This window comes from Mesorhizobium sp. Root695, from assembly GCF_001428185.1.
In the GTDB taxonomy this organism is placed as follows: Bacteria; Pseudomonadota; Alphaproteobacteria; order Rhizobiales; family Rhizobiaceae; genus Mesorhizobium.
The window spans coordinates 206,338-227,183 of sequence record NZ_LMHO01000042.1 but is presented as its reverse complement, the minus strand read 5'-3'; the positions used below and the strand labels follow the sequence as shown (position 1 = coordinate 227,183).

At 59.6% G+C, this 20,846-nt stretch carries 20 protein-coding genes; 8 read left to right on the top strand and 12 right to left on the bottom strand.

The genetic code is table 11. The features are described 5' to 3' along the window. Window positions 1-86 precede the first annotated feature (86 nt). Complete coding sequence (glk, locus tag ASD99_RS26430; RefSeq protein WP_057145385.1) at window positions 87-1,079, top strand: glucokinase; 993 nt, start codon at window positions 87-89, stop codon at window positions 1,077-1,079. Between the two features lie 106 nt (window positions 1,080-1,185). Here the strand turns inward: glk and ASD99_RS26425 are convergent, their stop codons facing one another. The 4 genes from ASD99_RS26425 to ASD99_RS26410 form a co-directional block, all read right to left on the bottom strand. After that, window positions 1,186-2,112 (bottom strand): 1-phosphofructokinase family hexose kinase, encoded by a 927-nt coding sequence (locus tag ASD99_RS26425; RefSeq protein ID WP_057145383.1) that lies wholly within the window; start codon window positions 2,110-2,112, stop codon window positions 1,186-1,188. Between the two features lie 550 nt (window positions 2,113-2,662). Next, window positions 2,663-3,673 (bottom strand): LOG family protein, encoded by a 1,011-nt coding sequence (locus ASD99_RS26420; protein WP_082525411.1) that lies wholly within the window; start codon window positions 3,671-3,673, stop codon window positions 2,663-2,665. 233 nt (window positions 3,674-3,906) lie between these two features. After that, the gene (locus tag ASD99_RS26415; RefSeq protein ID WP_056586335.1) at window positions 3,907-4,197 is read right to left on the bottom strand and encodes a hypothetical protein; all 291 of its coding nucleotides are present in this window, start codon (window positions 4,195-4,197) and stop codon (window positions 3,907-3,909) included. A 2-nt stretch (window positions 4,198-4,199) separates the two neighbouring features. Further along, on the bottom strand, window positions 4,200-4,430 hold the full coding sequence (locus ASD99_RS26410) for a hypothetical protein (protein WP_056586338.1): 231 nt from the start codon (window positions 4,428-4,430) through the stop codon (window positions 4,200-4,202). A gap of 227 nt (window positions 4,431-4,657) precedes the next feature. On the opposite strand from ASD99_RS26410, the gene ASD99_RS26405 reads away from it, so the two are divergent. The 3 genes from ASD99_RS26405 to ASD99_RS26395 all read left to right on the top strand — a co-directional run bounded on the left by ASD99_RS26405 (window position 4,658) and on the right by ASD99_RS26395 (window position 8,890). Beyond that, the gene (locus ASD99_RS26405) at window positions 4,658-5,209 is read left to right on the top strand and encodes a nitroreductase family protein (protein ID WP_057145382.1); all 552 of its coding nucleotides are present in this window, start codon (window positions 4,658-4,660) and stop codon (window positions 5,207-5,209) included. A gap of 574 nt (window positions 5,210-5,783) precedes the next feature. Continuing rightward, window positions 5,784-8,201, top strand: a complete 2,418-nt coding sequence (gene ppsA / locus ASD99_RS26400) for a phosphoenolpyruvate synthase (RefSeq protein WP_057145381.1) — start codon at window positions 5,784-5,786, stop codon at window positions 8,199-8,201. After that, on the top strand, window positions 8,198-8,890 hold the full coding sequence (locus ASD99_RS26395; protein WP_057145379.1) for a CBS domain-containing protein: 693 nt from the start codon (window positions 8,198-8,200) through the stop codon (window positions 8,888-8,890). The genes ppsA and ASD99_RS26395 overlap by 4 nt, the downstream gene beginning before the upstream one ends. Before the next feature lie 104 nt (window positions 8,891-8,994). Here ASD99_RS26395 and ASD99_RS26390 read toward each other — a convergent pair whose 3' ends face one another. The 4 genes from ASD99_RS26390 to ASD99_RS33675 all read right to left on the bottom strand — a co-directional run bounded on the left by ASD99_RS26390 (window position 8,995) and on the right by ASD99_RS33675 (window position 11,740). After that, window positions 8,995-9,441, bottom strand: a complete 447-nt coding sequence (locus ASD99_RS26390) for a pyridoxamine 5'-phosphate oxidase family protein (protein WP_056586351.1) — start codon at window positions 9,439-9,441, stop codon at window positions 8,995-8,997. Window positions 9,442-9,565: 124 nt separating this feature from the next. Continuing rightward, window positions 9,566-10,033: a host attachment protein gene (locus tag ASD99_RS26385; RefSeq protein ID WP_056586355.1), complete on the bottom strand. Its 468-nt coding sequence runs from the start codon at window positions 10,031-10,033 to the stop codon at window positions 9,566-9,568. Window positions 10,034-10,146: 113 nt separating this feature from the next. Next, a complete protein-coding gene (locus ASD99_RS26380; protein WP_082583426.1) occupies window positions 10,147-11,424 on the bottom strand; it encodes an MFS transporter in 1,278 nt (425 codons plus the stop codon). Window positions 11,425-11,566: 142 nt separating this feature from the next. Continuing rightward, window positions 11,567-11,740, bottom strand: a complete 174-nt coding sequence (locus ASD99_RS33675) for a hypothetical protein (RefSeq protein ID WP_156389082.1) — start codon at window positions 11,738-11,740, stop codon at window positions 11,567-11,569. 273 nt (window positions 11,741-12,013) lie between these two features. On the opposite strand from ASD99_RS33675, the gene ASD99_RS26375 reads away from it, so the two are divergent. From ASD99_RS26375 to ASD99_RS26365, 3 genes are all read left to right on the top strand, one after another. Continuing rightward, window positions 12,014-12,661, top strand: a complete 648-nt coding sequence (locus ASD99_RS26375) for a BON domain-containing protein (RefSeq protein ID WP_056586359.1) — start codon at window positions 12,014-12,016, stop codon at window positions 12,659-12,661. A gap of 534 nt (window positions 12,662-13,195) precedes the next feature. Further along, window positions 13,196-13,948, top strand: coding sequence for an SDR family NAD(P)-dependent oxidoreductase (locus ASD99_RS26370; protein WP_057145377.1), 753 nt, complete (start codon window positions 13,196-13,198; stop codon window positions 13,946-13,948). Window positions 13,949-14,072: 124 nt separating this feature from the next. Beyond that, a complete protein-coding gene (locus ASD99_RS26365) occupies window positions 14,073-14,501 on the top strand; it encodes a universal stress protein (RefSeq protein ID WP_056586366.1) in 429 nt (142 codons plus the stop codon). A gap of 787 nt (window positions 14,502-15,288) precedes the next feature. Here the strand turns inward: ASD99_RS26365 and ASD99_RS26355 are convergent. Beyond that, window positions 15,289-16,551, bottom strand: a complete 1,263-nt coding sequence (locus tag ASD99_RS26355; protein WP_200951044.1) for a glycosyltransferase — start codon at window positions 16,549-16,551, stop codon at window positions 15,289-15,291. A 454-nt stretch (window positions 16,552-17,005) separates the two neighbouring features. Here ASD99_RS26355 and ASD99_RS26350 point away from each other — a divergent pair, with 454 nt between their 5' ends. Then, window positions 17,006-17,431 (top strand): L,D-transpeptidase, encoded by a 426-nt coding sequence (locus tag ASD99_RS26350; protein ID WP_057145374.1) that lies wholly within the window; start codon window positions 17,006-17,008, stop codon window positions 17,429-17,431. 97 nt (window positions 17,432-17,528) lie between these two features. Here the strand turns inward: ASD99_RS26350 and ASD99_RS26345 are convergent, their stop codons facing one another. The 3 genes from ASD99_RS26345 to ASD99_RS26335 are packed head-to-tail and all read right to left on the bottom strand — an operon-like array spanning window position 17,529 to window position 20,693. Next, entirely contained in the window at window positions 17,529-18,236 is a 708-nt protein-coding gene (locus ASD99_RS26345; RefSeq protein ID WP_056586381.1) for an ABC transporter ATP-binding protein, read from the bottom strand. Continuing rightward, complete coding sequence (locus ASD99_RS26340; RefSeq protein WP_056586384.1) at window positions 18,229-19,458, bottom strand: FtsX-like permease family protein; 1,230 nt, start codon at window positions 19,456-19,458, stop codon at window positions 18,229-18,231. The genes ASD99_RS26345 and ASD99_RS26340 overlap by 8 nt, the downstream gene beginning before the upstream one ends. Beyond that, a complete protein-coding gene (locus ASD99_RS26335; protein WP_156389086.1) occupies window positions 19,455-20,693 on the bottom strand; it encodes an efflux RND transporter periplasmic adaptor subunit in 1,239 nt (412 codons plus the stop codon). Before ASD99_RS26335 ends, ASD99_RS26340 begins: the two co-directional genes overlap by 4 nt. Between the last annotated feature and the right edge of the window lie 153 nt (window positions 20,694-20,846).

The window sequence follows — 20,846 nt, the reverse complement described above, 5'->3', positions numbered from 1 at the left end:
CTGCCTGCCTTTGCGAATGATCAGTTGGAATTCAACGGAGCATCCTGTTGCGTTGAATCTATCCCTTTGAAGTGAGCGCTGGAATCATGACCCTAACGGACAAATCTCGCATCGCTCTTGTGGCTGACATAGGCGGAACCAACGCGCGGTTTGCGATTGCGGACATCGATGAACTCACAATCAAACATTTCGCCAGCTTTCGCTGCGACATGTTCCCATCGCTCCAGACCGCGATCAAAGCCTACATGGATTGCATCCCGCATCGGCCTTCGATCGCTGGTTTCGCTATTGCCGGTCCGGTTACGGAACAGACTGTCCGCATGACGAATCTCCCATGGTCCTTCTCGCGCAAGGATCTGTGCTTAGCAAGCGGCGCGAAGTACGTTCATTTGGTCAATGATTTCGAGGCGCTCGCCATGTCTTTGCCCTTCTTGGGGCCACACGACCTCCACAAGATCGGCGGAGGAGACCCGGTGGATCGTGCGCCGAAAGTCGTGCTGGGACCGGGCACGGGTCTGGGTGTTGCGGGTCTTGTCTCTTCTCCGTCAGGCTGGATCGCATTACCCAGCGAAGGCGGCCACATTTCCTTCGCGGCCGAAGATGCCGATGAACTCTCACTCATCAAGCTCATCGCAAAAAACGAAAAGCACGTGTCGGCGGAGCGCTTGATTTCGGGTCCTGGGCTCGTGCAGATCTACCAGGCGCTGGCGTCGATGCAGGGGGGCGCGGCGGATTTAGCGTCGGCACCCGAGATCGTAGAACAGGCGCTGCACGGTGAGAATCGCCTCGCGCTCGAGGCGCTCGGATATCTTGAGAGATGGCTAGGTCGTTTCGCGGGCGACATGGCCCTTGTCTACGGCGCTCGGGGCGGCGTCTATCTCGGCGGCGGCATCCCCGCGAGGGTTTTCGACCCTTCAGAAGCCACCGCTTTCCGTTTGGCGTTTTTCCACAGGGAGTTTCAATACAAGGGGCGCCTGTCGTCCTTTCTTGAGCCGATCCCGATCTTTGTGATCAAGGCGCTGGACGCGGGATTGCGAGGTGCGGCAGTAGCGCTGTCCCAAGCGGAATTTTTGTCCTGACACATTGGGAAGCATTTCGCGGGAGGTCCGCGTCCAGGTCTTGTCCGACGAGCCTGCCACCAGATCTCGACGCCAGAGAAGCTCGCTCAGCGCATTGGTCCATCCGCTATTTTGACAGTGCAGCCGCGCTCAGGTCGAACACGTCCTTTTGACGGCAAAGTTGAAATCCGGGCCTCATTATTGCAGCGGCACCGGCCGCAACGCCCAATCTGAGCGCCTCCCCAGGGGCCTTACCTTCGGAGAGTGCCCAGATCATTGCTCCGAGGAAGCTGTCTCCCGCGCCGACGGTAGAGCGCGCGCGCACAGGGATCGCAGGTACGCGCAGTACACCCTGAGCGCTGGCAAGGAGTGCTCCGTCTGCGCCCATGGTAACCGCGACCAACTCTGCCGCACCGCCGGCCACGATGTCGGACGCAGCTTGGCGGACACCCATTTCATCAAGTTTGTGGCCGACAAACTGCTCCAACTCCCCAAGGCTCGGTTTCACCAGGAAGACACTAGAATGCTTGAGCGTCGTACCGAGACCGGTGCCGGAACTGTCGAGAACAAATTTCGCACCGCGCGCTGCTGCCAACTTGGCCATTCGGCCGTAAATGTCGGAAGCTGTGTTCTTGGGTAGACTTCCGCTCGCAATAACGTACTGCCCTGTGTGGGACGCAATTATATCTAGACACGGCTTCAATTCTCCGGGTCGCACTGAGGGCCCTTCGGGAACAAAGCGATATTCGAGGCCCGTGCTGCGTTCGCGAACCATGAAGCTGATCCTGGTATCGCCCCTGATCGGCACCAGGTGACCGAGCACTCCTTCCTTTTGCAGCAGGCGCGCCAGTAGCGAGCCTGTCTCTCCTCCTGCAAGGAAGTAGGCTTCGGCTTCTCCTCCTAACGCCGTGATGACGCGGGCGACATTGATACCGCCACCGCCGGGATCAAACCTTGTGTCGGTGGTTCGCACCTTGCGGGTCGGGCGCACGGCTTCCGTTTCGCTTGAAACGTCGACCGCCGGGTTGAGCGTTATGGTTAGGATCCGTGTCACGAGCTGTTCGGCAATCCTTCACACCCAACCGGTGCAGCAACTGACGCGCTTATGTATCGCGTGCGCCAATTGGGACTGGCTATCTTAAAAACAGCTTGCTCGGACCCGGCCTGTCGCCGCCTTGACCTAGCGCAAACATCAACACGAATACACCTTGACCTCGACAACATCTATTGCCGCCAGGCCAAGGCGTTCGGCGTCGGCTGGTTGAAATGCGCCCTGTCCCGAGGCTCGCAAAAAATTAGGTTCCTGATGGGCCTCATCGAGGAGCATGACGTCAGAGGTGAAGGCCGGTTGCGGGATCGAAAATCTTTGCGCGGTTCATGTTGACCTCGAACCGGAACATCGTTCCTACGGGCACTTTGTCCTGTCTCAAGGCGCCGAAGCAGTTCATCCGCGGGTACTGACGCCAGCACGCACTCTACATGCGGCAGCTCGAACTTGAGTGACGGTCTGAAAGAATCCGCAGTCAGTCAGGATGCGCCGACCGGTGCACTCGAGAAATGACAGGAGCCCGTGACACCACAGCGCGAGCCATGGATAGAAATCCTCATGTGCCGGCGCCCCCAACAGGATAGAGCGGCTCTCCAGCTGCCGCATGCCACCGAAGAATGCCCTCCCAGATTTCCTCCGCGGTTTCGGCAAACCAGAAGAGATCGCGATCCTCGGGATCGATGACCCCTTCCTCGACCAAGAAATCGATGTCGATTGCGCGGCGCCAGAATTTCTCACCCACGAGGATGATTGGGATCGGCTTGATCTTGCGGGTCTGAACGAGGGTCAGAGTTTCGAACAGCTCGTCGAACGTTCCAAATCCGCCGGGGAAGGCGATGAGAGCCTTGGCCCGCAGCAGGAAATGAAGCTTCCGGATGGCAAAATAGTGCACCCGAAAGCATAGTTCCGGGCTGACATACGGATTGGGGTATTGCTCGTGCGGTAGGCTGATGTTGAGGCCCACCGATGGCGCGCCGAGATCGAAGGCGCCGCGATTGGCGGCCTCCATGATCCCTGGTCCGGAACCGGTCATGATGACGATGCGGCGATCTTGCTGATCATGGTTGGCACGGCTGACCAATCTGCCGAACTGACGTGCGACATCGTAGAAGTGGGCCTTTGCTGCGATGCGTTCGGCCGCGCCGAGGCGTAAGCTCGCGTCAGCGTCCGGTTGCGCGATCTCCCTGTCACGAAGTGCCCGGAGGTTACGCTGCGCGGCAGTAGGCTCGCAGATGCGGGTGCTACCGAAAACGACAATCGTTCCGCGAATGCCGTGCTGGCGCAGCAGCATTTCTGGCTTCAGATAGTCAATCTCAAGCCGCGGGCCACGGGTGTCATCGTTCTCGAGAAAGGCGGGATCCTCGACGGGCAGCCGATAACTGGGACTGGCTAGAATGGCCTCAAGCCGGCGCGCTGCCCCGGGATCGTCTTCGGGAGGCTTGGGGGTTTGCCAGGGCAACGGCAGCTGCCTCTGCGATGGGTGGGGTGGCGAAGGAACAGGATGAATATCCACGGTCGCCTGCTGTTTGCGTTTCGATTTGCGATCCTCGGATCGGCCCCGGTCCATTTTGATGGCGTTCCTCGGATCAAATGTGCTGCACGGCAGAATTCATTTAGGCGGCGTCGACGGCATGCGTCGCAAGGACGCGAGCAGACGATCGCGGGGCGTCATTTCAATCCCGTCTCAGTCCCGTCTCAGTCCCGTCGGAGGATAGCGGTCGAATGAGCGTGCCCTTCGCTCCCCAGGACTTCACCTTCGCCGGGACGGGACCGCGGAGGGCGGTCCCGCAACGATTCAGCTCACGGCTGCTGCGCGCGCTTCACCGCTTTGGCAAGCGCATTGACAGCATCTGCCGAACTCATGTCGGAGTTGAAGAAGTTCGTCACGAGGTCGAGGAACTCGCCACGCACGGTGCGCGAGACCGCCATCTCATGAGCCATGGAAGGCACCAGCGAGTTGTCCTTGATCGCCGCCAACAGGTCTTCGTGCGACTTCAGCGCGCAGGAATCGAACTTGTTCAGCGGCACGTCGGTACGCGCGGGGATCGAGCCTTTGGCAAGGTTGAAAGTCTCCTGGAAAGCAGGCGACATGATCAGGCTTGCCAGGACCTTCTGGCGGCGTCGCCGCCGCCGCCGGCGATCGGTGAGTCGATCCAGGTGCCTCCCTGGGCCTCAAATGATTTCTTCAGTTCGCCGACGGCTTTTGCCTCACCGCCCGATGTCCACCAGTGAAGCACCTCCACGGTGCCGTCCGCTCGCGCGGCGGTGGATGCCATCGCCAGTCCAAGCCCAAACGCGATCGCCACGCCAATGAACAGTTTCATTTTAACCTCCCATCAGGTCGGATCGGTCCGACTTAAAACAAGCCTGCGACGGATGCGTGGTGACGTCGTTGATTTGCGTCAAATTGGGATGTGGGCGCAAATCGACTACTCAGCCTTCGCCGCCGCGCCGCAGCATAACGAATGCAAAAGCCCCCGCATTGAGATGCATCAAACCGTGGCCCGTGTCGTCACGGTAGACTGACGCGAAGCCAGCTTTGGAGCGTGTGATGGAACTGATGGAAGCATTGCGCACTCGGCGTGCCGTGCGCGAGTTCACGGGCGTTCCTATAGAAGAAGACGTAATCGAAGAACTGATAGGGGCCGCCATCCTGGCGCCGAGTGCCGTCAACCTTCAGCCATGGGGCTTCGCCGTCGTCCAGGGAGTCGAGCGCCTGCATGGGCTTTCGGCGGAAGCCAAGCACCATGTGCAGGCACACCTGCCCCCCGGCTCACCGCTTGCCATTCATGCTGCCGACCCGGCCTTCGCGGTCTTTCACGGCGCGGCCGCGCTTGTGGTCATCTGTGCCATCAATGATGAGAGCCAGTCATCCGAGGACTGCTGCCTGGCCGGCGAGAATTTCATGCTGGCTGCGCATGCAAGAGGTCTTGGGACGTGCTGGATCGGTCTTTCGCGACCGTGGCTGAACGATCCGGCAGTGAAGGCCAAGCTCGGCATCCCAGCACGCTGGCACGCGGTCGCACCGATCATTCTCGGCCATCGCGGTACGCTGCCACCACCGACCCCGCGCGGGAAAGCCAGAATCGTATGGAGCCGGTGACGCATATGTACACAACGATCAATGGTGCGGAACCTGAACGCACCGCCCGGATATTCGCTCCTCAGCCCGCTGCGGCGACGATCTGGGACTGAGGGGGGAGCACTTCGGCCGCGGTCACGGCGCGTGCGGTGCCTGCTATACGCTGGTCAACCATAAGGCCGTCCCGGCCCGTGTCACGGGCCTCGATCATGTCGTCGGCAAAGAGCTCGTCCCGAACGAGGGGTGGCAAAGGGAGAGGTTCTGCGCCCGGCTCAGCAGGCCTTCCTTGATGAGGACGCGATGCAGCGCGGTGCCTGAACCAGCGGCATGGTCATCTCCGCGGTGGCGCTGCTGGAGCAGTCACTCCAACCCGACGAGAACGAAACCCGCGAGGCACTCGCTCCGAACTCGCCATGGCCGACGCATGACATAGACCGGTTGCTGGCCAGTGCGGCGCGCTGTCCATGCCGACATACCGATGGCAGTAGATCGACAAGGGCATTCGGACGGACGCCCCTCTTTGAAATTCTTGACTGGGATCAAAGCTTCTGACCGCGAAGTTGGCAGACTGACAACAACGTCAGAGGAGAGTCGAATGAGTGGGCGGTCTTCACGAGCCGACAAGCTAGCAGTCCGATTTGAAGAGATCGGACGCGGTGATGTCGGCCGTGTCGGTGGCAAGAATGCTTCACTCGGCGAGATGGTGCAGGCTCTGGCGCCAAAAGGCATTCGTGTCCCGCCTGGTTTTGCGACCACGGCTGATGCCTACTGGGATTTCATACAAGCGAACCGGCTAAAGGGGCGCATCCAAGAGCTGCTTGGCGCACTGGGTGCAGGTAAGGCTTCTCTTGCGGAAACAGGCCGGGCGATTCGGGAATTGTTTCTGCATGGTGATTGGCCCGAGGAAACCGCGACCGCAATCACTACCGCCTATCGCGAGCTTTGCCAGCGCATTGGAAAAGCAGAGGTCGATGTCGCCGTGCGTTCGAGCGCGACCGCCGAGGATCTGCCCGACGCGAGCTTCGCCGGCCAGCAGGAAACCTTCTTGAACATTCGCGGCGACAAGGCGCTATTGGTGGCATGCCGCCGCTGCTACGCCTCGCTCTTTACCGATCGAGCCATCAGCTATCGCCAGGCAAAAGGCTTCGACCACATGAGCGTCGCCCTTTCAATCGGCGTGCAGCAGATGGTCCGTTCGGATCTTGGCGGATCGGGCGTCATGTTCTCGATCGACACGGAAACCGGCTTCAAGGATGTGGTCGTCATCGACGCCGCCTGGGGGCTGGGCGAAAATGTTGTGCAGGGCGCCGTCGATCCCGACGAATATCAAGTCTTCAAGCCCCTGCTCTCCGCTCCCGCTCTTGTCCCCATCATCGGCAAGAAGTGCGGCGGCAAGGCGCAGAAGATGATCTACGCCACCGGCGAGAAGCCAACCCGCAACGTGCCAACCTCGAAGATCGAGCGCACGGCTTTCGTGCTTGAGGATCAGGATATCCTGGTGCTTGCCAGATGGGCTACTGCGATCGAGGCCCATTACGGCTGTCCGATGGACATGGAATGGGCAAAGGACGGCGAGACAGGCGAGACCTTCATCGTCCAGGCGCGGCCAGAGACAGTCCAGTCCCGTCGCGAAGTGGCAGCATTCAGGTCTTACACGATCACGCGAAAGGGCAGGAAGCTCATTACTGGCCTTGCTATCGGCGATGCGGTCGTCGCAGGCCGCGTCTGCTTGATCGAAAATGCCCGCGATATCGCCAACTTCGTAGACGGTGCAATCCTCGTCACCGGAACCACCGATCCGGACTGGGTACCGATCATGAAGCGGGCAGTGGCGATCGTCACCGATCACGGCGGGCGCACATCGCATGCCGCCATCGTCAGTCGCGAACTCGGCTTGCCAGCAATCGTCGGTACCGGCAACGCGACCGAATTGCTGCATGGCGAGCAGGTGGTAACGGTGTCCTGCGCCGAAGGTGACCAGGGGTTTGTCTACGAAGGGACGGCCGACTTCGAAACGGAAATGGTCGACATGACAAACCTTCCAGAAACGCACACCCAGATTATGCTCAATCTGGCAAATCCGGCCGCCGCGCTGCACTGGTGGCGTCTTCCTGCAGACGGCGTAGGTCTCGCACGCATGGAGTTCGTGGTGAGCAACCACATCCGCGTCCATCCGATGGCGCTGGTGCACTATGAGCAGCTCAAGGACGAGGGTGCCAAGCGCGAGATTGCGGAATTGACGGTCGGCTATGCGGACAAGACGGACTATTTTGTCGACCGGCTGGCGCGCGGGCTGTCGCGCATTGCGGCGGCGCTTTACCCGAAGCCCGTCATCGTGCGCATGAGCGATTTCAAGACCAATGAATATGCTGGGCTGATCGGTGGCGCGCAGTTCGAGCCAAAGGAGGAAAACCCGATGGTCGGGTTCCGAGGCGCGTCCCGCTACTACTCCCCACGTTACCGAGAGGGCTTCGCGCTGGAGTGCCGAGCCATCCGCCGGCTGCGGAACGAAATGGGATTTCGGAACGTCATCGTGATGATCCCGTTTTGCCGGTCGACGCATGAGGCCGACCAGGTGCTCGAGGCCATGGCAGCGAACGGACTGAGGCGCGGTGAAGATGGCCTGGAGGTTTTCGTCATGTGCGAAATCCCGTCAAACGTCATTCTCGCGGCGGAATTCGCAAAACGCTTCGATGGCTTCTCGATCGGATCGAACGACCTTACGCAGCTTACTCTTGGCGTCGATCGGGACTCTGCCGAGCTCGCGAGCCTGTTCGACGAACAGGATGCCGCGGTCAAATGGATGATCTCAAGCGTCATCAGTGCGGCCCGCAAGTCCGGCGCCAAGATTGGCCTGTGTGGGCAAGCGCCAAGCGATCATCCCGAATTCGCGACATTCCTCGTCGACTGCGGCATCGACTCGATCTCGGTCAGTCCCGACAGCTTCATCGCGGTGAAGCGCAAGGTCGCCATGGCGGAAGCGGCGGCCAAAAACAGTGAGGTAAGACAATGAGAGCCAGCGACATCATGACCATGGGGGCGACGACCGTCCGTCCCGACACAACGATAGAACATGCCGCGCGCGTCATGCTTGAGCATCGCATCAGCGGCCTGCCGGTCGTCAACGCACAAGGCAAGCTGCTGGGCATTGTTACCGAGCGCGACCTGTTGCGTAGGGAGGAGATCGGAACCGCGCGTCACCGCCCAAAATGGCTCGAAATCTGGCTGAGTAGGAGCCAGCTGGCGCAGGAGTATGCTCAGGAGCATGGACGGGAGGTCGAGCACGTCATGAGCCGCGACGTCGCAAGCGTTGGCCCGGATGCGCCGGTCAGCGAGATCGTCGACCTGATGGAAAAGCGTGGCATCAAGCGGCTGCCGGTCGTCAGCGATGGCAAAGTGATCGGCATCGTCAGCCGCTCCAACCTATTGTCGGCGCTGTCGCGCCATGCTGGTGAAATCCCTTTATCGGTCGTCAACGACTTGGAAATCCGCAAGCGCATTATGGAGGAAGTTGAAAACAAGGCCTGGATGCTTGACGTCGCGATCGACGTCGTCGTTCACGACGGTGTTGTCCATCTCAATGGCACGGTCGCGGATGAAAATGTGCGCGCAGCGATACGCGTCGCAGCCGAAAACACGTCGGGCGCTGTCCGCGTGGTAGACAACATCCGCGTTGTCACCCCTTCAGCGGGCGATACGTGAGTGTCCCTCGGGGCGCAATAAAAGCCGTCTCCAGTATCCTGACAACGCTGCCGAAGATTATGGCGCCGGCGAAGGCCCCAATTACGCCCTTGGCCGCCCGCTCGTCACTCCTTCGCTTCGCGCCCCGAAACCTCATCGAGAACTATACGAAAGAATATGTGCCGAGCATCGTCGGCCAAGGGAGGCGTGGCCGGCTTCAGGGCGCCCGGCTCCCACCAATTCGAATGAGTGCTGAGCAACGACCAAGCATGATCCCGCTCCCGCTTGTGCCCAATCCTCTCGGGCAGCTCCTCATAGCGTCCGTCCGCGATGACGCTCTTCCACTGACCTCTTTGTCGCGGACTTTCGACGAGCACCGACACATGCGGATTGGCACGCATCCAGTCGATCTTCTTGCCCGGAATGGAGAAGGCATAAAGTACTTCATCCGCGTACGCGTAATAGATGGGAACTACATAGGGGCGCCCGTCCTTGGCGCAGGCCAAGCGGGCCAAATTGTGCCCGGCCAGCACCTTTGCACATTCGGCCACACTTAGGGTGCGTATCAACATCGTCTATCACCCGGTAGGGTCAAGAAGCTTGGAATTCGCATAGGCACAGTCGGTTGCCAGATCGATCCGCGGAGAGAATAGGGCGAACTCGGTGGACGACGAGAAGCCTGCTAGCCACTGGTCGTCAATCCACGGACAGGTGCTTGATCTCGAGCTTCCGGATCGCGTCCCGAAGCTCATGTGACGGCAGCTTGGTGAAATCCTTGGCTATTTCCGCCGTCGTGATCTTAAGAAGACTCTCCGGAAAGGCTTGGCGAAGGTCGCCTAACATCTGGGGAGCCGCAGCGACCACGAGCTGGTCGAAATCTCCGGCAACATGATGACTGTGCAAGGTGTGAGCCAGCATCGCAGCAAAGGCCCGGTCCTGCTCGCGCACAGGCTCGGAATGATATTCCATCGCCGATCGTCGCGCCCCTGTCGAAGCGAAGCTGCGACCCGGCTTGTCGGCCATGATCTCGCGCAATTGCCGTGGTTCCGAATGGAACACCAGATCCTCTTGTTTGTCAGGCGTCTTCCCAGTCGACAGGACATCGCGCAGAATTCGCGCTCGTGCTCCATCTGCGACCAGAACCCAAATCCTCCGCGATTTCATGATAGCCTCGTTCCAACCATTTGTTTTGAATTATACACCGGTCAAGCAATTCGGCCTTGATCCGTGTCAATGCGACTTTATCGCCGCCAAATTGGTTCATCGGATAACGTGCGTTAGGGCCGGGTTTCGGATTGACTGGACATTGCGCCTTCTTCGGTCTCAGTCTTCTGATCGCGCCCAAGGGTTGGAAAATGCCAACGAACCAGGCCAAGACCAAGGAGCGCCAGCGTGGTGAAACCCGCGCCCGCCAGGAAGGTCATTTGCGGCCCAAAAGTCTCCCAGAGCGTGCCTGCCAGCAGGCTGGCCCCTAGCAGTGCGAGCCCGCCCGACAGATTGAACATTCCGAAGGCTGTGCCTCTCAGTTCCGGCGGCGCCGTATCGGCGACCAGCGTTGCCAGAAGCCCTTGTGTAAACCCAAGATGGAGGCCCCAGAGAGCGACGCCGAGCGCGACACCGGCAAGGTTTCCCGGGCGCGCCAGGACAAGGTCCGCAGCAATCAGAATCAAAAAGCCGAGAATTAGCATTGTCAGGCGATTGACTCGATCGGAGAGCGCGCCCGCCGGATAAGCCGCGAGTGAGTAGATCACGTTCATGACCACGAGGACCAGGGGAATGAGAACGATCGGCAAGCCCATTGCTTGCGCGCGCAGTATGAGAAAGGCCTCGCTGAATCTGGCCAGAGTGAACACCGTGGCGACGCAAACGACGAGCCAGAAGGAAGAGCCAAGGCTCCGCAACTCAGGCAGACTCAAGGGCGCGCGCACCTCGTGCAGACCTGCAGGTCGCGCTGGCTCTTGGACCACAACGAGCAGCAAGGCCACCGCCAGCGCGCCAGGTAGGATCGCGACCCAGAACACGATCCGAAACTGATTGGAGGTCAGCCACATGAAGCCAATCGCCAGCAGCGGCCCGACGAATGCGCCAACCGTGTCGAGCGACTGACGAAGACCGAAACTGGCGCCTCGCAAGTCGGGCGGAGCAATATCTGCAATCAGAGCGTCACGGGGTGCGTCGCGGATTCCCTTACCGATCCGGTCGACAAAGCGCGCCGCCATAACCCAGCCGACTGACGAAGCCAGCGGGAAAACCGGCTTCGTGACGGCGGCGAGGCCGTAACCGATGACGGCCAGCAGCTTGCGCTTTCCCAGCCAATCAGACAGCGCACCGGAGAAGACCTTGGTGATGGCGGCCGTCGCTTCAGCAACGCCTTCGATAGCCCCGACCGTCACCATCGATGCCCCCATGATGGTCACGAGGTAGATCGGCAGTAGAGCATGGATCATCTCCGACGAGACGTCCATCAACAGCGAGACGAAGCCCAATGCCCAGATCCCTGCAGGGATGGTCCGAAGGCGGGTGGGGGCATTCTCTGACGTCTCGAAGTGTTCCATGCCTTCCCTGTCAGCAGATAGATCTTGTCGCAACCACCACCATTCCAGATCGTTTTCGACGTTGCAGATTCATCATTGAACCAATCCCTTCACAGCGCGCTGATGGCGCCAGTCCACATCCAGGGTTCCCGCTAGGGATGCTTCAACCAATCACCAATGCGGTCAGGGAACCCAGTCGAAGTTCTGTTGGCGTGGTCGCGACTTTCCGAACAGGAATGTGGATGCCGACCGTAGTCATGATGCTCTCCCCAATTTGAAGGCTCTGATGGGAGGCAATGAACAGGAAGACCGGGCCGGCAGCTTTGATGCGGGTCAAAAGGAAATCTTTGCACCCGCGGCATCTGAACTGCCTCGCAAAGAGTCCGAGCAGGCAGAAGAATCGTGTTTGACGCGTATCGCGGTAAGACGGCGCGGATACAGATTGTCGCGAGCGTCCAGAATTTACCAGTTGAGGAGTTCATTCGCGTTCCATCGATTTTCCGATTTGGAAACACATTGCCCTTTTGATCCTCATCAAAGCGGCGGCCGCTCCTTTCTGCATTTTGACATTGTCAAGTGAGTGGGTGCGACCCGCTGGTGGAGGTGCAACATGAACGACAATATCTTGCGACAGAACATTATCGATGAGTTGGAGTTCGAGCCCAGCATCGATGCGGCCGACATCGGCGTCGCCGTCGACAACGGTGTGGTCACACTGACTGGCCATGTCTCGACCTTTGGGCAGAAGGCCGCAGCGGAAAATGCGACACTCTCTGTCAAGGGCGTAAAAGGTCTCGCCCAGGAAATCGAAGTGCGGCCCTTCGGCGCCAATGTAACCGCTGATGACGAGATCGCTAGGCGTGCTCTGCATACAATCAGCTGGAACACGGTGGTTCCCGACGGAGCGGTGCAGGTCAAGGTCCAGAATGGCTGGGTGACACTCACTGGCAAGGTGGACTGGCAGTACCAGAGGGTCGCAGCGTTCGCCGCCATAAGGTATCTGGCTGGCGTGCTTGGCGTCTACAACAACATTGAGGTAAGGCCCCGCGCGTCAGTGTCGGATGTAAAAAAGCGCATCGAAGACGCATTGAAACGCAACGCCGAAGTTGAAGCCAAGGCAATAGAAGTCAAGGTGTCCGACGGCAAGGTCACGCTCGATGGCAAGGTACACACCTGGGCCGAGCGGAGTGCGACAGTGAGGGCCGCCTGGGCCGCGCCTGGGGTCCATATGGTCGATGACCGCATTATGATCGCCTGATGTGTTTGGACGTTAGAGCGAAGCGGATCATGTCTGCTCCCCTTTTTTTGGGAAGCTTGGCAGGTGTCGTTAAAGCGATGGTGCTCGAAATGATCACAACTCCTTTGAATGTGATCGACAGTCTCGATCCAATTCCAGGGTAGGCAAGATTAGGTTGAACGTCGAGGCATGCGCTGTCTGCCGGACCAATCTGCACGTCGTCGACAGTGATCTGCTTCATCGGAACTGCCGCTCGACCCCGGTCATGACATTCTTGGCATCATTGATTTGGTTGGTGAAGGCACTGCCGCACCACGCGCACGATCGCAGTATGAGCGCGCTGTTCGACGCACGAAAGCATGCGTGCTGAATGTATCACCGGCATTGCGAGATTCTGTTTAGACGCTTGCCAAGCGGCTTACCGCTACTTTCGCAAGTGGAAAATCTCCTGGGATCGCTTTGGGGCCATTGGCGTTCCCTGCGGCCGCAGTTTTGACGACGATCAAGTCGTCATTTTGCGCATGCCGCTAGAGTGGCACGCAATGGAGTGACGTGATGAGAGATTTCGAAGGGAAGACCGCGATCGTGACCGGGGCTGGATCAGGCATCGGCGCGGCAATCGCCATTGAACTGGCGGCACGCGGTGCGCATGTCGTTGCCGCCGACATAGATATGGTGGCTGCAGAAACAACGGTGACCAAAATCGCTTCGACGCTTGGCAATGCGCGTGCCTGTCGGGTCGATGTCGCAGATCCGCGCTCGGTCGAGCAGATGGTGGTGTTCGCAGTCGAGATTTTTGGCGGGCTCCAGTTCGCCGTGAACAATGCCGGCATCGGCGGGCCAAGCGAGACGACGGCCAATTATCCCCTTGAGGACTGGCAGAAAATCATCGACGTCAATCTCAATGGCGTCTTCTACGGTCTGAAATATGAAATAGCCGCGATGCTGAAATCCGGCGGAGGCGCGATCGTCAACATGTCGTCCATTCTCGGCTCCGTTGGTTGGGAGAATGCCTGTGCCTATGTCTCGACCAAGCATGCGCTCATCGGGCTGACGAAGACAGCCGCCATGGAATATGCCGGCCACAACATTCGTATCAACGCCGTTGGGCCCGCCTTCATCGATACACCATTGCTGACGAAGAACCTGGATGCCGAAACGATCGGGCAGCTGGCGGCCTTGCATCCAGTAGGCCGCCTGGGGACACCTGAGGAAGTCTCGGCACTGACGTGCTTCCTGTTGTCCACCAATGCCAGCTTCATCACCGGCAGCTACCATCTCGTGGACGGTGGGTACACAGCCAAATGACTTAGGCGCTGACTGATTGACCCAAAATCAAGACAGCACGTGCAAACTGCTCGATGCAATCGAGAGGCATGCTGCCTGAATTAGCGATTTAGTGCCGAGGTCTGTTTTTGAATGGAGGAGCGCGATGCGGCGCATATTGCTTGCCACGGATGGTTCGACGGGAGCCCGTCGCGCGACTGAGGTGGCGGCAGAGCTGGCTCGGGTTACGGGAAGTCGCTTGTCCATCCTGACCGTTGGCGGAAATGTTTCCGGCGACGAGGTGAGGCAGCTTGCACGCGCCGAGGGAAATGCCGCCGATGCGCTTGAAGAACTCTCGAACCAGGCGTTGCGTCAGGCCAAGGAGCGAGCAGAGGGGGCCGGTGTCCCGGATGTCCGTGTGCAAATTGGGTGGGGTGATCCTGCGGAGGTGATCATCGAAACGGCTCGACGAGAGCAGGCCGATGCAATCGTGATAGGTCGACGAGGCCAGGGACGCCTTGCGGGATTGCTCCTCGGAAGCGTGTCGCAGAAGGTAGCGACCCTCGCTCCATGCGTCGTCATCATGGTTCCTTGACCACGGTTTGATGCAGGTGACGAGCGGTACTTTCGCGCCAATAAGCGCAACGTACGTCTATCAGCCTGTGCCACTCTTCGCCCCCGAAGGCCGACGGCGGAGAGTTCGCGCTTCGGCGTCCGCATCAACGGCTTCCAGTCTGGTTCGTATCAAAACGGACCATTCCAACAGTCCTTTCCGATCGAGCCCCTTTGGTATCCACATTGGCTCACCGACGGACATGCCCTACGGTCGCAAGCGGGTGAGGCAATTCTCGCTGGTCCCATCGGCTCGCCATGACGCATTTGGGATCACTCGCAACTTAGACCGGAACGATCAAGAACTGAAGTTGCGACGCCAATCGGACCGTGCCTGGCTTCACCTCGTGATAAGGGCCCAGTGGTCCGTCCACTGCAATCACCCCGAATTTTGTTGCCGAGAGGTGTTCAGCCATAAATTTGCAAGCGTCACCCCTATGAGAATGTGCGGAGCGATGACTTCTCCCCGAAATGACTGACCAACGAAAACTGTCGCGTGGCGCCCCTCAGCCAGAGCAAACAGGGGGAAGTATTTGCCATGCCAAAACAGAGCCAGCACTGGGGCCCCTTCTGCCAACAGCCGGTCGAGGAGTAGAATCTGCTCGGTATTCTTTCGCCATAAGGCAGACCACACTCTCAGGATCACCTCTGCACCGATGCTTGTGGCCGCATCGCGACAAGCGCGCATTATCCTGCGGGACCGCCGTTCCTGATCAGGCTTTTCACGATGCAACGGAGTGCTCATTTGCTTATGAATGCAGCGTCCGCCATTACGACGCCGATGTCAGGACAGCCTCACCGATCGCGTGCGCGAGGTTTCGAAGAATTTTGTATTCCTCGCCAAGGCCGCGCTTTGCGGCCTGCCAGTTGTTGTCTTTGCTCGCTCTCGCTGCCCTGTGCGCCTTCAGCACGGATGCATAAAGTGTCAACGCCATTTTTGTGGTTGCATCGTTGGAAAAGCGCTTCGACGTCTGGATTGCCGCTTCTCGTAGCGTCTTTCGTTCGGCGACACTGCGACCGACCACCCAATGGAGCGCATGCGCAAAATGATCGGCGGGCGAGTTGGCTGGAAGGAGCCGTCCGTTGCGGCTGTCGGTCACAACCTCACGAGCACCAGGGGCGTCCAGCGCTACAACGGGGATACCAGCCGCCATCGCCTCGACGAGGACGAGGCCTTGCGTTTCGGAATGCGAGGAGAATGCAAAGACATCCATTGCCGCATATGCGTCGGCAAGTTCTGTCCCCGTAAGCGCGCCCACCAGATGGACCCGGCTGCCTAAGCCTGCTCCGGTCAAAGTGTCCTGGATGTGCGCCATTGTCTCTCCGCAGCCCACAACAAGGAAATGAGCACCTGCGTGAGAGGTCAGGAATTGTTTCACGGCTTCAGTCAGGTATTCGAGATTTTTCTCAGGCGCCAGGCGCCCGACGTGACCAACAACAAAGGCATCGCTCGGAATCCCGCTGGCAGACCGCAGGCGCTTGCCGTCGCCATGGTCGAACCGGGTAGCATCAATTCCTGTGGGCACCACGGTTACAGGTGTCTTGACGCCATGTTCTGTGAGAAACTGCGCCATGCTTTGGCTTGGCGCGATGACGGCGTCACAAAGATCGCAATAGCCGAGAGCCAGGCTAAGAACGAGCCGTTTGAGAGCTGGCGAATCCTGCGCAACGTAATGCCCATAGAGTTCGTACCGGGTATGGTACGTGTATACGATCGGCAGGTCGCGCGTGGCCGATACGCGAAGAGCCGTGTCGCCCAGAAGGAATGGGTGATGGGAATGCACGATGTCGGGTTGGAAGACGCCCAAGGCCTCGTCGAGCGAGCGACTGAGCGGGATCGGCACCGAGAAATCGCTGCCTCCGAAGCGCTGAAGAGCCGGAATTCGCAGTACGTCGATTTCATCTTCTGGTGCGCCGTCAAACTCGGGCGCGATGATCAGAACCCGATGGCCGGCCGCCCGCAGATTTTCGGCAAGCCAAGTGACACTATTGGCTACGCCGCCAATATAAGGGGTGAAGGTATTCGTGAGCATCAATATATTCATCGAAGCCGCAGTCCCCGGGAGATTTGTCACCGATCCACCTAGCGCTGCTGATCCATCGCCGCATTGATCGGCATCATATGGACGAGCTTGGATCATCGACGACGAAGAGGGGCTACTCCGCAGGGTTTGTTGGCCAATGGGTACTCAACACGCCGACATCCCCATAAGAGTCAAAGGCGAGGTTGCATCCTAGCCGACACGCCACATTCTTACGGGGTGTTGCTCAGCCAGGCATCCCCAGCCCACCTCGGCAACTGACAGGGAGGCGTTCGCAGTGCCACGGTACTAGCCGACGTCAATCGAAACGAAGCTGGCATAGCGTTCCCAAGTTCAGTGCAAACGGGCCTCTGAACATGGCCGTGATGTAGATCAAATCGTTCGCGCAGGAAAATCAATAAGAAGAGAGTTCCATGATTGTGTCGTCTTCTGCAGAGGAAAGACATTGCGCATTAGGTTTGCCCTCGCGGCCCTGTTGTTTGCATTTTTCCCCGCTACGGATGCATTTGCCGCAAAAGTCGAAGTTCTGATCGACCTTTCAGAGCAAAGAATGATGGTCGAAGTGGGCGGCGAAAATCGCTACAGCTGGCTTGTCTCCACGGCGCGGCGAGGCTACCGGACGCCAATCGGGCTCTTTCACCCGGTAAGGCTTGAGCGGATGTGGTTTTCAACGCGGTATGATTTATCGCCGATGCCATATTCGATTTTCTTTCGCGGCGGATATGCCATCCACGGCACGAACGAGATCGGCAAACTTGGGCGTCCCGTATCTCACGGTTGCGTGCGGCTTCACCCCGCTAATGCGCGTCGCCTCTTCGAACTGGTCAGACTGTATGGCAAGGGCGCGGCCGAAATAACCATCAGGCCATAAGACCATTTGTGGCGGGCGGGTGGTTACGAGGCATGCAAAATCCCACGACAGCCAATTGTCATCTCACCGTACGTATCGCGTGCTCTGTGCCTTGGTCTCATTTGGCCTTCACCCGACGATCCTGGTCTTGCGTAATCCTGCCGTCGACGACCTGGATGATGCGGTCGCAACGGCCAGCGAGATCGTGATTGTGGGTGACGATAAGGAAGGTCGTCCCACGCTCCGTGTTGAAGCGCCGCATCAGATCGAAGACGGCATCGGCCGAGACGGTGTCGAGATTGCCGGTCGGTTCATCGGCGAGCAGCAGCGCAGGATCCATCGCCAACGCACGTGCGATGGCTACGCGTTGCTGCTGACCGCCCGACATGTTCAATGCTCGATTGTTGCGCCACTTACCGAGGTCGACCCAATCCAGCAGTTCGTCGGCGCGCTGTTCCATCGCGGCGTCTGGCCGGCCATGGTCCACCAGCATCGGCATCATCACGTTCTCCCGTGCGGTGAAGGCGGAGATCAGATAATGGTACTGGAACACGAAGCCGATCGTATGGCCACGCAGGCTGGTCAAGGACGCTTCCGACAGCTGTGTCGTGTCCTCGCCGTGGATCGACAGCCGGCCGGAGGTCGGGCGATCGAGCAGCCCAATGATGTTGAGCAGCGTGCTCTTGCCCGATCCGGAAGGCCCCATCAGCGCCACGAACTCGCCCGGTCGTATGGTGACGTCTATGCCGTGTAGCACTTCGGTCTCGACCGGGGTGCCTACATTGTACGATTTGCGAATGCCCTCGAGAGCAAGCAGATCAGCCATGGATGGCATCCACCGGATCAAGGCTCGCGGCGCGCAGCGCCGGCACGATGCCGGCGATCACCCCCGTAATCGTCGCAAGTGCCGCCGAAGATACGAACAGGCTTGGCTCGATATAAAGCGGGAACAGTTCGGAGCCGTCGGCCTGGCGTGCATAGCGATGCCACACCATGAGAGCGGCTGCACCAATGGCTGATCCGGCAAGCGAGCCGACGAATCCGAGGACGCCGCCCTGGATCAGGAAGACCCTCAGTATCTGTCCGCGTCCGCATCCCATGGCGCGAAGAATGCCGATGTCCTTGGACCGCTGAAGCACGGACACCACCAGCACGGCCGCAATGCCGAATGCCACCGAGAGCCCGACAAAGATGCGGATCAGCGCACTGGAGAGGTTCTGGGCGCGGATCGCGGTGAAGAATTGGGCGTTGGTCTTGATCCAGCTGTCGGCCTCTACCGGCAGCGTCGCCTGAATGTCCTGTGCGATGGTCTCCGCCGCATAGACGTCGGTGACGGTGAGATCGATTGTCGTCACGCCGCCAAGCAGGCCGAGCAGGCTTTGAGCTGTCCGAAGTGCCACATACGCGTTGCGCTCGTTCGCGCCCTTGTTGCCGAGATCGAATATCCCTCTGATTGTCAGGGTTCGGCTGCCGCCCGCGGCGGTGGCTACGTTGACCTTGTCACCGATCGTGGCGCCGATATCCTTGGCGAGTTCGAGGCCGACGAGAATGTCGTCGGAGCCAAGGTCTGAATTGCCGGCGACGATATAGTCCGGCACACGCACTATGCGGAAATAGCTGTCCGGCTCCATTCCAAAGATGCCGACACTGCGGCTGGCGTCGCCGCGCACCGCAAGCGCGGAACCCGACACGGTAGGCGATGCGATCACCACATCCGGTCGCGCCCTCATCGTGGCCAGGATCGTTTGCCACTGATCGATGGAGAGGATGCGTTGCGTCGGTTGCTGAACGATTGCGGCCTCGATTACTCCATCATCATGCAATCTCAGCGGCCGGGCGACCTCCTGTGGTGCCAGAAGCTGGATCTGTGGCTGCGAGGTGAGCACACGGTTGGTGAAATTGGTCTGGACGCTCGTCAGCATGGCCGACATGAACACGATCACACCGACGCCGATGGCGATGCCGCTGAGGATGAATCCCGATTGCATTCGTCCTTCAGCGAGGAACCGGAGTGCCGCGATCCACGCAAATGTCAGCCATGGCTTCATGATGCCACCGGCCTGATGCGCTGGCCAGCCCTGACGCCGGCGGCGACGGGAACAACGAGTTCTCCCTGCGAAAGTCCGTCTAGGACCTCTATCCGGTCACTCGTGCGCAGGCCGGTTCGAACCGCCTGTTCGCGCGGCCGGCCGTCGCGGACGACAAGAACCCAAGGTGAAGCGGATGTGGGATCATGCACCACTCGCGCCGGAACGATCAGGGTCGATGCGCGCTCGTCGATCTCGACATCCACCGAGACGGTCATGTCCTGGCGCAGATAGGTTGGCGGGGACGCGGCGGTGAGTTTCACCTCCACCGATGCACGTGTGATGTCGACCGATGGGTTGATGTAGGACACCTGGGCATTGAAGCGCTGGTCGGGATAGGCGTCCGCTGAAACCAATGCGTCCTGACCCACCCGAAGCAACCCCAGGTTCTTCTCATCGATCTGAAGCACCAGCTGGATATCACCGGCGGGCGCGAGCACGAGGAGCACATTTGCGGGCTGAACCACGGCGCCCCGTTCGACATTGCGTGTGATGAGGGTTCCGCCTCGCGGCGCGGTGATGGTGGCATAGCCAAGGCGCGCTTGCGCCGTGACGATATTGGCCCGCGCTTGATTAAGCTGGGTCTGTGCCATCACGTAGTCGCTGCCACCGGGCTGCGCGGTATAGACTCCGAGCTCGGCCGTGCGGACCTGGGTGCGCGCGACGTCGAGATCCCTGGTTGCCGCGTCCAGCGACTCGCGTGTGCCGAAACCTGTCTTGGAAAGTTGCTCAGCTCTTTGATAGGCGGCTTGGGCATTGACCAGCGTCGCCTGCGCCTGCTTCAGCGCTTCCTGCGCTGCCGGCAACGTGAACTCGCGCATCTGCCGCATCCGGGCCTCCGCCTGTTCAGCTGCGCCCTGCGCTTCAACGACCGCGGACTTCAATTCGCTCGACTCGAGCACAATGAGCGGCTGACCTTGATTGACCGCTTGCCCTTCTTCGACGAGCACATCTTCAACCGTACCGGTAACCTGGCTTCCAATATTGACGCGGTAGGGTGTCTCGACGTGGCCACTTGCCACGACGGTTCTTAGGAGGTCGCCACGGATCACAGGATAGACGACGACTTCAGGACCGACCAGCCAGCGGGCCAGCGCCAGAGCAAGGGCGACCGCCAGCAGGACCAGCCCGCCAAGCAGCCATTTGTGAAGCCAGACGAAATGTCTGGCCGCCGATATGTTCGGCTTGTGTGACATCTCGGGACGCAAATCGGTGTTGGTCTGCAGCATGGCGGCCTCGAAGACTGAAATCTCAGAATTCATTATGGGGGCGCCACGCCGGTCACCTTGTGCCAGATCAATTCTGCCTGCGACTGTCGGCGTCTGGGTGACGTTTTTGCCGCGGCGAGA

Excerpts from the sequence above, each read along its gene's own strand:
- glk (WP_057145385.1), top strand. The coding sequence starts at position 87 with ATGACCCTAACGGACAAATCTCGCATCGCTCTTGTGGCTGACATAGGC.
- ASD99_RS26420 (WP_082525411.1), bottom strand. The coding sequence starts at position 3,673 with ATGGACCGGGGCCGATCCGAGGATCGCAAATCGAAACGCAAACAGCAG.
- ASD99_RS26415 (WP_056586335.1), bottom strand. The coding sequence starts at position 4,197 with ATGTCGCCTGCTTTCCAGGAGACTTTCAACCTTGCCAAAGGCTCGATC.
- ASD99_RS26410 (WP_056586338.1), bottom strand. The coding sequence starts at position 4,430 with ATGAAACTGTTCATTGGCGTGGCGATCGCGTTTGGGCTTGGACTGGCG.
- ASD99_RS26405 (WP_057145382.1), top strand. The coding sequence starts at position 4,658 with ATGGAACTGATGGAAGCATTGCGCACTCGGCGTGCCGTGCGCGAGTTC.
- ppsA (WP_057145381.1), top strand. The coding sequence starts at position 5,784 with ATGAGTGGGCGGTCTTCACGAGCCGACAAGCTAGCAGTCCGATTTGAA.
- ASD99_RS26395 (WP_057145379.1), top strand. The coding sequence starts at position 8,198 with ATGAGAGCCAGCGACATCATGACCATGGGGGCGACGACCGTCCGTCCC.
- ASD99_RS26390 (WP_056586351.1), bottom strand. The coding sequence starts at position 9,441 with ATGTTGATACGCACCCTAAGTGTGGCCGAATGTGCAAAGGTGCTGGCC.
- ASD99_RS26385 (WP_056586355.1), bottom strand. The coding sequence starts at position 10,033 with ATGAAATCGCGGAGGATTTGGGTTCTGGTCGCAGATGGAGCACGAGCG.
- ASD99_RS26380 (WP_082583426.1), bottom strand. The coding sequence starts at position 11,424 with ATGGAACACTTCGAGACGTCAGAGAATGCCCCCACCCGCCTTCGGACC.
- ASD99_RS26375 (WP_056586359.1), top strand. The coding sequence starts at position 12,014 with ATGAACGACAATATCTTGCGACAGAACATTATCGATGAGTTGGAGTTC.
- ASD99_RS26370 (WP_057145377.1), top strand. The coding sequence starts at position 13,196 with ATGAGAGATTTCGAAGGGAAGACCGCGATCGTGACCGGGGCTGGATCA.
- ASD99_RS26365 (WP_056586366.1), top strand. The coding sequence starts at position 14,073 with ATGCGGCGCATATTGCTTGCCACGGATGGTTCGACGGGAGCCCGTCGC.
- ASD99_RS26355 (WP_200951044.1), bottom strand. The coding sequence starts at position 16,551 with ATGCTCACGAATACCTTCACCCCTTATATTGGCGGCGTAGCCAATAGT.
- ASD99_RS26345 (WP_056586381.1), bottom strand. The coding sequence starts at position 18,236 with ATGGCTGATCTGCTTGCTCTCGAGGGCATTCGCAAATCGTACAATGTA.
- ASD99_RS26340 (WP_056586384.1), bottom strand. The coding sequence starts at position 19,458 with ATGAAGCCATGGCTGACATTTGCGTGGATCGCGGCACTCCGGTTCCTC.
- ASD99_RS26335 (WP_156389086.1), bottom strand. The coding sequence starts at position 20,693 with ATGTCACACAAGCCGAACATATCGGCGGCCAGACATTTCGTCTGGCTT.